Source organism: Vibrio sp. 10N.247.311.13, from assembly GCF_041467595.1.
Lineage (GTDB): Bacteria > Pseudomonadota > Gammaproteobacteria > Enterobacterales > Vibrionaceae > Vibrio > Vibrio crassostreae_C.
This window is the reverse complement of the sequence record NZ_JBFSUX010000029.1, coordinates 46,107-55,259: the sequence shown is the minus strand read 5'-3', so window position 1 is coordinate 55,259 and position 9,153 is coordinate 46,107. Positions and strand designations below refer to the sequence as shown.

General features: G+C 46.3%; 9 protein-coding genes. 2 read left to right on the top strand and 7 right to left on the bottom strand.

Annotated features, from left to right (window positions below; genetic code table 11):
• Window positions 1–95: 95 nt before the first annotated feature.
• From rraA to hslV, 4 genes are all read right to left on the bottom strand, one after another.
• Entirely contained in the window at window positions 96–614 is a 519-nt protein-coding gene (gene rraA, locus AB6E52_RS13575; protein ID WP_102320008.1) for a ribonuclease E activity regulator RraA, read from the bottom strand.
• Window positions 615–687: 73 nt separating this feature from the next.
• Window positions 688–1,605, bottom strand: a complete 918-nt coding sequence (locus AB6E52_RS13570; RefSeq protein WP_017061151.1) for a 1,4-dihydroxy-2-naphthoate polyprenyltransferase — start codon at window positions 1,603–1,605, stop codon at window positions 688–690.
• A gap of 155 nt (window positions 1,606–1,760) precedes the next feature.
• A complete protein-coding gene (hslU, locus tag AB6E52_RS13565) occupies window positions 1,761–3,101 on the bottom strand; it encodes an HslU--HslV peptidase ATPase subunit (protein ID WP_017061150.1) in 1,341 nt (446 codons plus the stop codon).
• Between the two features lie 58 nt (window positions 3,102–3,159).
• Entirely contained in the window at window positions 3,160–3,708 is a 549-nt protein-coding gene (hslV, locus tag AB6E52_RS13560) for an ATP-dependent protease subunit HslV (protein ID WP_004729692.1), read from the bottom strand.
• Window positions 3,709–4,006: 298 nt separating this feature from the next.
• On the opposite strand from hslV, the gene AB6E52_RS13555 reads away from it, so the two are divergent.
• The gene (locus tag AB6E52_RS13555; RefSeq protein WP_017061149.1) at window positions 4,007–4,267 is read left to right on the top strand and encodes a hypothetical protein; all 261 of its coding nucleotides are present in this window, start codon (window positions 4,007–4,009) and stop codon (window positions 4,265–4,267) included.
• A gap of 106 nt (window positions 4,268–4,373) precedes the next feature.
• Here the strand turns inward: AB6E52_RS13555 and AB6E52_RS13550 are convergent, their stop codons facing one another.
• The 3 genes from AB6E52_RS13550 to priA all read right to left on the bottom strand — a co-directional run bounded on the left by AB6E52_RS13550 (window position 4,374) and on the right by priA (window position 8,482).
• The gene (locus AB6E52_RS13550) at window positions 4,374–4,913 is read right to left on the bottom strand and encodes an SPOR domain-containing protein (protein ID WP_017061148.1); all 540 of its coding nucleotides are present in this window, start codon (window positions 4,911–4,913) and stop codon (window positions 4,374–4,376) included.
• 122 nt (window positions 4,914–5,035) lie between these two features.
• Entirely contained in the window at window positions 5,036–6,040 is a 1,005-nt protein-coding gene (gene cytR / locus AB6E52_RS13545; protein ID WP_017061147.1) for a DNA-binding transcriptional regulator CytR, read from the bottom strand.
• Between the two features lie 240 nt (window positions 6,041–6,280).
• A complete protein-coding gene (priA, locus tag AB6E52_RS13540; protein WP_102320007.1) occupies window positions 6,281–8,482 on the bottom strand; it encodes a primosomal protein N' in 2,202 nt (733 codons plus the stop codon).
• A 333-nt stretch (window positions 8,483–8,815) separates the two neighbouring features.
• On the opposite strand from priA, the gene rpmE reads away from it, so the two are divergent.
• Window positions 8,816–9,034, top strand: coding sequence for a 50S ribosomal protein L31 (rpmE, locus tag AB6E52_RS13535; protein WP_004737142.1), 219 nt, complete (start codon window positions 8,816–8,818; stop codon window positions 9,032–9,034).
• The last annotated feature ends 119 nt before the right edge of the window (window positions 9,035–9,153 follow it).

Below are 9,153 nucleotides of genomic sequence, written 5' to 3'. Positions count from 1 at the left end.
CTTGTACGGTGGTGTGAGAGGACGGAGGCCGTGAGGCCTCCTCCTACTCGATTGTGTTCTTATGATTTGTTTTATTATTTGAAGCTGAGTGAGAGTTACTCGACGTCTTCTTCCTCGACATCCAAATCGAGTTCTACATCTAGAGGTTCGGCAGAAAGAATGATGCCAGTGTTGTCTGCGTAGAGGTAATCTTCAGGTAAGAAGGTCACGCTGCCAAAGTTCACTGGAACGTCTAATTCACCGACACCTTCTTGGCTCGCACCAACAGGGATAGAAGCCAAGGCTTGGATACCTAGGTTCATGTCTTCAAGCTCATCGACTTCACGAACGCACCCGTAAACCACAATCCCTTCCCACTCATTGTCTTCGGCAAGTAGGGCTATCTCAGCATCGATCAGCGCTTTACGTAGTGAGCCGCCCCCATCGATTAACAACACACGCCCCAGACCGTCTTGCTCTAGTACAGAGCGAATCAAAGCGTTGTCTTCAAAACACTTTAATGTCGTGCTCTGTCCTGCGAAGGATGCACGTCCACCGAAGTTGCTGAACATTGGCTCCACGACATCAACTTGATCCAAATATATGTCGCACAGTGCTGAAGTGTTGTATTCCATTAGTATACCTTTTGAACAATGAGCTTACTTTGAGTATATCGGCGCTTGATCCCTTTGCAATGATTAGTCTCATTTAACTCAATAGAGTTTGAGCTACGACAACCCCTGCAAACAATAGGTTAGTGACCAGTGAGCATTTCACAATCACGGGCATCATTGGTGCAATTTGCGCTGGCTTTTCGGTTTCCCAAACGGCTTTGCCATGCTTGTAAACAATAATAATGCTCAGCAAAAACGGCAGGCTGATCCAGACCGGCTTTTCTTGAATAAGCAGGTAGATAGCGAAAGACGCAAGGGCGAGGCCAAGCAGAGCAAAATGATAGTGTTTGGCTTTGCGTTGTCCTAGGCGAACCGCCATGGTGCGCTTACCACATTCGCTGTCGTTTTCGATATCACGCATGTTGTTGATATTGAGTACCGCAACCGCCATCAAGCCACAGCCCAATGCCGGAAGGAATAGGCTTGGTTCAACATGGCCAGTGTGCAAGAAGTAAGTCCCTGAAACACCTAATAAACCGAAGAAGATAAATACCGATAAGTCGCCAAGGCCAATATAGCCATAAGGCTTATTACCGACGGTATAAGCGATGGCAGCAACAATGGCTAATATGCCTAACGCAATGAAAGATAAGATACTTTCAATCGAGGTTAAGGCATGAAAAATAAGAATCAGCCCAGCGACCATAGTAAACACGATGTTGAGGATGATCGCTTGCTTCATGGTTTTCGCTGTTACCGCGCCAGATTGCATGGCACGTGTTGGCCCCAGACGATTTTCGTTGTCTGTGCCTTTTACGGCGTCGCCATAGTCATTGGCTAGGTTCGATAAAATCTGTAATAGGGTGGCGGTTAAAAATGCCAGTAGGGCTATCGATAAAGAAAACTGACCACCGGCGAACGCTAAACTACTTCCTGTAAGAATAGAGACAAGTGCGAGAGGCAGAGTTTTTGGTCGTGCGGCATCAAGCCAGATCAGTAGAGATTGTTTCATCGTAGGTCTAATTCTTTGTAAGTCTTCGTTTCATACTGTGATTTGAGTATACGCCCATTTTTCGGGTAATAAAAAGCCCACTCGAAAGTGGGCCTTGAATTCGCTTATTAGCTGCTATTTCTTTGAGATAGAGCAATAAGTTAGAGTTTGGTGTGCTACAGGATGAAGCGGCTTAGGTCTTCGTCTTCAACGAATTCGCCAAGTTTCGATGTTACGTAAGCTTCATCAATCACTAGCTTGCTGCCAGCTTTGTCTGTTGCTTCGAATGAAATCTCATCCATTAGACGCTCCATCACTGTGTGTAGACGACGCGCACCGATGTTCTCAGTGGTTTCGTTTACGCGCCATGCTGCGTCCGCAATCTGGTTGATGCCATCTTCAGTGAACTCAATGTTGACATCTTCTGTTTTCATTAGGGCAATGTATTGCTCTGTTAGAGATGCTTTTGGCTCAGTTAGGATGCGTTTGAAGTCATGTGCTGATAGTGCTTCAAGTTCTACGCGGATTGGTAGACGACCTTGTAGCTCAGGGATCAGGTCAGATGGCTTAGCCACTTGGAATGCGCCTGATGTGATAAACAAGATGTGGTCAGTTTTAACCATACCGTGCTTGGTTGATACTGTGCTGCCTTCGATAAGAGGCAGTAGGTCACGCTGAACACCTTCGCGAGATACATCTGGGCCTGAACTGTCGCCACGCTTACAGATTTTGTCGATCTCATCGATGAATACGATGCCGTTGTTTTCAGCGTTGAAGATCGCGTTCTCTTTCAGCTCTTCTTGGTTCACAAGCTTCGCAGCTTCTTCTTCCGTCAGTGCTTTGAATGCGTCTTTGATTTTCATCTTACGCTTTTTCTTGGTGTCGCCCGCTAGGTTTTGGAACATGCCTTGCAGCTGGTTTGTCATCTCTTCCATGCCTGGAGGTGACATGATTTCAACGCCCATTTGCGGTGCGGCTACATCAACTTCAATCTCTTTGTCATCTAGCTTACCTTCACGCAGTTTCTTGCGGAAAATCTGACGAGTGTTTGAAGAGGTTGTGTCTTCAGTTGATTGCTCGTTCTGACCCCAAGCATCACGCGCTGGTGGTAGAAGGGCATCAAGAATGCGTTCTTCAGCTTGTTCTTCAGCGCGGTATTGTACTTTTTCCATCGCTTGTTGGTGCGTCATCTTGATCGCAACGTCCGTTAGATCACGGATGATGGTTTCAACTTCTTTACCAACGTAACCCACTTCGGTGAACTTAGTCGCTTCTACCTTGATGAAAGGCGCGTTTGCTAATTTCGCTAGGCGGCGAGCGATTTCAGTTTTACCTACACCCGTTGGGCCAATCATCAGGATGTTTTTTGGTGATACTTCAACACGTAGGCTTTCTTCAAGCTGCATACGGCGCCAGCGGTTACGAAGAGCGATAGCCACTGAGCGCTTAGCGTTGTCTTGGCCGATAATGTGGCGATTGAGTTCGTGAACAATTTCGCGAGGAGTCATCTCAGACATGGTTTTTCCTTAATTCTTTAATCACTGTTGAATACAACGTTATTGATGGAAGCGGTAGTTACTCTGGCTTTGGCAGTTCAACGGTGCTTTCTAGTTCTTCAATAGTGTGGTGATGGTTGGTGAAGACACAGATGTCGCCTGCAATGTTCAGCGACTTCTCTGCGATTTCACGCGCATCTAAATCAGTATTTTCTAATAGTGCAGTAGCGGCTGCTTGAGCGAAGTTTCCGCCCGAACCGATCGCAATCAGGTCGTTCTCAGGTTGAACTACGTCACCGTTACCTGTGATGATCAGTGAAGCGGTCTCATCCGCTACTGCTAACAGTGCTTCTAACTTACGTAGAGCACGGTCGCTTCGCCAATCCTTCGCTAGCTCAACTGCCGCTTTGGTGAGATGGCCTTGGTGCATTTGCAGCTTGCTTTCAAATTTTTCGAATAGCGTGAAAGCATCAGCCGTACCGCCAGCAAAACCGGCCAGTACTTTGTTGTTGTATAGGCGACGTACTTTACGGGCGTTGCCCTTCATTACTGTATTGCCCAGAGATACTTGTCCATCACCCGCGATGACGACTTTATTATTACGACGTACAGATACAATGGTAGTCACGAGTCGACCTCTTTTGATTATTATTTATGGTTACTACTTATATGTGGCTCCACTATCATGAATTCAAGTGCCACTTTTAATGGTATGTCATATCAAAAAAACTAAATGTTACCAGTTATTTCAAATATCCATTACCTGTTGAGCCTATGTGTGGCAAGGGTTGGTGGGTTAATAGTTTGTGATAAATATAAAAAAAGATAAAACAAATTTCTAACGTGAAATGGTTAACACTTTTTGTTTGATTTATAAGGAATGATGTTCACTAATCAGTGGTATTCACTGCATAAGGAGTAGTGTGATGAATAGTGACAATATCAGTTTTTTTAATAGAGATATGGATCTGGATGAGCTGTCTATACTGCATCATCTGATGTATCAGGAGGCGGGCGAGTGTTCAACAGAACATCTAAAAAACTCGGTCAACGTTTTTCTTAAACGTCCATTTCCTAACGTTTTAGCGCACTTGGATTTTTTTGGTTACATCGAGATAAATAAGGAGCAGGTCTACCTGACTGACTTTGGGCTTGAGTACTACGAACAAGTACCTCAGTTTCGTTAAAACGCACTCTTTTGATTAACATACTTATTGCTTGTGCGATGAACTATTGAACGCTTTCAAACAGCAATAGGGGGAATCCTCTTCCCCCTATTATATATTGAGTTGATTAAGACCCGTCTTTCCAAATAGCGCAAGGTTCAATTTTCGCTCGTTGCAGCTTATGGCGATCGCGTTCTGCGTCACGCTTCAACTTGTATGGCCCTAAAACCACACGGTACCAGCTACTGCCATCTTTCTTGCGGATCTCACTTGAGATACCTTGGAAGGCAATATCCAACTTACGTGCTTCTGCCTGCGACGAGGTTTTGTAAGCGCCACACTGCATGATGTAAGGGATCTTAGAGATCTGTTGCTCTTTGGCTTTTACTTCAATCTCGCGGCTTGGCAGCGTTTCAACGTAGTCCCACTTCTCTTCAGGAGGCGGCGGAATCACTTTCGCTGGTTTTGGCTTAGGTTTTGGTTTGGTTGCCACAGGCGTTGGTGCAGGCGGCTCAGGATCATTACTCAATAGGTAAAGTCCGTAACCAAAACCACCGGCAAGGAGGATCGCCAAAAGACCACTGCGCCAAGGTTTACGGCGAGGGGCTTGTTTTTTGGTCGGTTTTTTCGTGCCACGACCGCGCTTTACATAATCTCTATTAGCCACAAGACAATTCAATAGTTGCTGATTCTGCCCTCATGGTAATCCAGATTGCGCGAGGATAATAGTGCAGAAATGGAAGCGGCACATCAAAATGTGCCGCAGATTTATAAGGGTATTTCTAAGGGTTATATTCGAGGTGGCGCTGTACTGCCTCGAACCACTAATTTAGCTTCAAGCAGACGCGAACCTGCTTGCACATCGTTGCCTTTTAATAGATCAAGCATCATCAACATCGCTTGGCGTCCAATCTCATAACGAGGCTGAGAAATGGTGGTTAGCGGTGGATCGCAGTATTGAGCGAATTGGATGTCATCGAAGCCGACAATCGATAGGTCTTGAGGAACGCGCAAGCCCAGCTTCTTCGTTTCTTGAATCGCACCAATCGCCATCGCATCGTTGTGACAGAAGATAGCTGTAGGTTGTTCAGGAAGTGCCAGTAATTGACGAACCGCTTGAGCGCCCGCTTCAAAGGTGAAGTCACCGACCGTGCTATAGGCTGGATTCATTGAGACTCCAGCGCGACGCAGCGCTTGCTGGTAGCCTTGTTGGCGGAACTTACACAGTGTTGCCGATACTGGTCCTGAAATTTGAGCAATACGCTTATGACCTAACTGAGCTAGGTAGTTCACCGCTTCAAAGGCAGAGGTCAGGTTATCGATGTGTACCGTAGGCAGTTCAAGCTCAGGGGCAAACTCACACGCCATTACCATCGGCGGTAAATTCTTTTGTTCAGGTTTGCTGACATCAAACGGATGGTCAGTACCCAGGAGCAACATGCCGTCGGCTTGTTTGGTGAAAACTAAGTTAACAAACGAAGACTCGCGCTTCTTTTGCTGGCCGCTATCACCCAGTAGAACAAGGTAATCATTTTCTACTGCGGCATCTTCGATACCACGAATGATCTCGGCGAAATAAGGGTCACAGATATCAGGAACAATAGTGATGATGGTTTTTGATTCGTTGCGACGTAAGTTTCTAGCTAATGTATTGGGTGAGTATCCAGCTTCAAGTACTGCTGTTTCCACTCGTTTGCGAGTCGAAACTGAGACTTTCTCAGGGTTCATCAATGCACGTGATACCGTGGCTGTTGAGACGCCTGCTAGCTGGGCAACATCCTTCATTGTCGCCATAAATTAAACCCTCTTTTAAGTTCCTTTGCCGCCTAAGCATCTAAGGCGTGAATAATAAATGTAATCGAATAGATATTATGAAAGTGTTGCTAACACTTTTTTTATTGCAATATTTTATTCGTTTAATCCGTGTAAAGTTACGGCTAGATTAACAAAAATCACATGACTAGTGTGAAGTTGCTCACGAGAAATATGAAATATTTGTGAACAAACTTATCATTAGTTTTAACCCAAGTGGGTTTAACTCAAATCTTGCGGCTCAATATCGAGTGACCAGCGAACTTTTTTCGCAGCAGGTAACATATTGATGGCCGGCTTGGCACTCATCAATAGCTTCTGCATTAACGAGCGCGTCTGAGTTTGTAAGATTAACTGCCAGCGCGATTTGCCCGCTCGTTTTGCTAACGGAGCCGGGGTTGGCCCTAACACCATGCAATATTGGTCAAACAGCGGGTGCGATTCCAATGTGTGACGAACCTGACGCAAGAACTCTTCCACCAAGCGAGTGTCATTGGCTTCTGCTCTAAACAGCGTCATAAAGGTATAGGGCGGTAACATTGCCTGCTTACGTTCTGCCAGCGCCGTCTGAGCAAAGTGGTTATAGTCTTTGTGTAGCAAGGCTTGCAACAACCCATGTTCTGGGTGGTGAGTCTGTAAGATCACTTCACCGGGTTTGCTTGCTCGTCCTGCGCGTCCCGCTACTTGGATGAATAGCTGGGCAAGACGTTCAGAGGCACGGAAGTCACTACTATATAAAGAGCCATCCACATCCAATAACGCCACAAGTGTCACGTCAGGGAAATGGTGACCCTTAGCAAGCATCTGCGTGCCGATAAGAATTTGGAATTCACCCTTACGAATCGACTCGAGCGCGCTTTCTAAGCTGCCTTTACGGCGGGTGCTGTCGCGGTCAATACGAATGGTTTTGTATTCCGGGAATAGTTGACCAAGTTGAGCTTCTAACTGCTCGGTACCGACACCCACGGTCACCAAGTTCACAGACCCACAACCTTGGCAGTTGTGCACGATATGCTGCTGAGAGCCACAGTGGTGGCAGCGCATCTCATTACTGTATTGGTGATAGGTGTAGTAAGCATCACAACGTTTACACTCGGCTGTCCAACCACAATCGTGACACATCAATGCCGGAGAAAACCCTCGGCGATTGAGGAACAGCATCACTTGGTTGCCTGCTTTGAGGTGTCTTTGCATCTCTGCAATTAACGACGCAGACAGGCCACTTTCTAGATATTCACCTTTAACATCCAACACCTTATTGGTGGTCGGCAGTGCGACACCCGCACGTGAAGTCAGGGTGAGATAACTGTATTTACCTATTTGAGCGTTGTGCAGTGTTTCAAATGCTGGAGTTGCAGAGCCTAACACAACCGGGATCTGCGCTTTGTGCGCACGCATGATCGCCACATCACGAGCGTGGTAGCGCAGGCTATCTTGCTGTTTATAAGACGCGTCGTGTTCTTCATCGACAATGATAATACCTAGGTCAGCAAATGGCGTGAACAGAGCTGAACGGGTACCAATCACGATGCCTGCTATTTTATCGCGCGCCGATAACCACGCATTCAGGCGTTCTGAATCGTTTAAACCTGAGTGGATAACCTCAACAGGCACATTAAAGCGTCGCTTAAAGCGGTTAATCGTTTGAGGAGTGAGACCAATCTCGGGCACGAGCACTAACGCTTGTTTACCTTGATCGAGAATCGGCTTAATCATATTCAGGTAAACCTCGGTCTTACCTGAGCCAGTAACGCCCTCTAACAGGAAACAACCAAAGTCGGTTTGGCTATTTACGGTCGCAATCGCGATGGCTTGTTCGGCATTGAGCTTAGGTTTGTCTTGGTCATTCTCAAGTTCAACTGGCCAAGGTTGGCGCTTCGGCTTTTTCTCTACCGATTCAATCCAGCCTTTCTCTTCTAGCGTTTTGAGTACGGCGCTGCCAACTTCTTCATCAATGAAATCTTGATGAGGAACCGGGCCGTGTTCAAGCATGTGCATCACTTTGGCTTGCTTGACCGCGCGACCAAAACCTTGCATCAGTTGGTCTTTGCCTGATGGCGTTAACTGCCACTCAACCAGCGTCGCGAAGTCGGCGGCTTTGCCTTTTCTTAGAGCGCTCGGAAGGGCGTTAGCAAAGGTTTCGCCAAGAGGGTACTGATAAAACTGACTGCACCACATTAACAGTGAATAGACAGATTCCGGCCAAACAGGTTGGTTATCCAATAGCGCTTTTATTGGCTTGAGCTTATCTAGCTCGAATTCTGATTCGTTAACCAGAGCCGTGACAATCCCAGTTAAGGTTTGTCGTCCAAAAGGCACAGAGACGCGACCACCAATAATCGGGAATAGGTGGTTTGGAATCTTGTAATCGAACTGCTTGTCGAGTGGAACAGGCAGCGCCACACGGGCAATCATTGGACGCATAAAGGGACGGCTTTATCTGAATTGACGAGAGCGAACAGTCTAAAGGATAAGGCGGTTAAATTCGAGAAGCAGTTTGAATGTGATGTGGCAGAGAAGCGGGTGAGGTTGGGGCCAAGCCAAGAATCACAGCCAGCAAAGGAAATAACGCCGATATTGGCGAAAAATGTATCAAATCAGTTGATCCTGCTTTATAGATTCATTACTATACTGCGCCTTAAAGGTATGGCTTCATCACTCTTTTGTGTCGATGCGGTGTCTTTATTTCTTTTTTTAAACTACGTGTGGTGTGCGGCTTAGAATCGTATAGCGACACGGCCTACTTGAGGTTATCCCATGAAAGCTGGAATCCACCCAGAATACAAAGCAGTTACTGCAACTTGTTCTTGCGGCAACACATTTGAGTTCAACTCAACGCTAGCAAAAGAATCAATCCACCTAGACGTATGTGACAAATGTCACCCGTTCTACACTGGTAAGCAACGTATCGTAGATACTGGCGGCCGTGTTGATCGCTTCAACAAGCGTTTCGGTGCTCTTTCTAGCAAGAAGTAATTCTCGCTATTTAGACATGAAAAAGGACACTTCGGTGTCCTTTTTTGTTGCCTGTAATTTGAGAAAGCACTGACTTCTATTCAAGCATCACTCTCACCCAACGATAAGTTGCCTCTCTA

Excerpts from the sequence above, each read along its gene's own strand:
- rraA (WP_102320008.1), bottom strand. The coding sequence starts at position 614 with ATGGAATACAACACTTCAGCACTGTGCGACATATATTTGGATCAAGTT.
- AB6E52_RS13570 (WP_017061151.1), bottom strand. The coding sequence starts at position 1,605 with ATGAAACAATCTCTACTGATCTGGCTTGATGCCGCACGACCAAAAACT.
- hslU (WP_017061150.1), bottom strand. The coding sequence starts at position 3,101 with ATGTCTGAGATGACTCCTCGCGAAATTGTTCACGAACTCAATCGCCAC.
- AB6E52_RS13555 (WP_017061149.1), top strand. The coding sequence starts at position 4,007 with ATGAATAGTGACAATATCAGTTTTTTTAATAGAGATATGGATCTGGAT.
- cytR (WP_017061147.1), bottom strand. The coding sequence starts at position 6,040 with ATGGCGACAATGAAGGATGTTGCCCAGCTAGCAGGCGTCTCAACAGCC.
- priA (WP_102320007.1), bottom strand. The coding sequence starts at position 8,482 with ATGCGTCCAATGATTGCCCGTGTGGCGCTGCCTGTTCCACTCGACAAG.
- rpmE (WP_004737142.1), top strand. The coding sequence starts at position 8,816 with ATGAAAGCTGGAATCCACCCAGAATACAAAGCAGTTACTGCAACTTGT.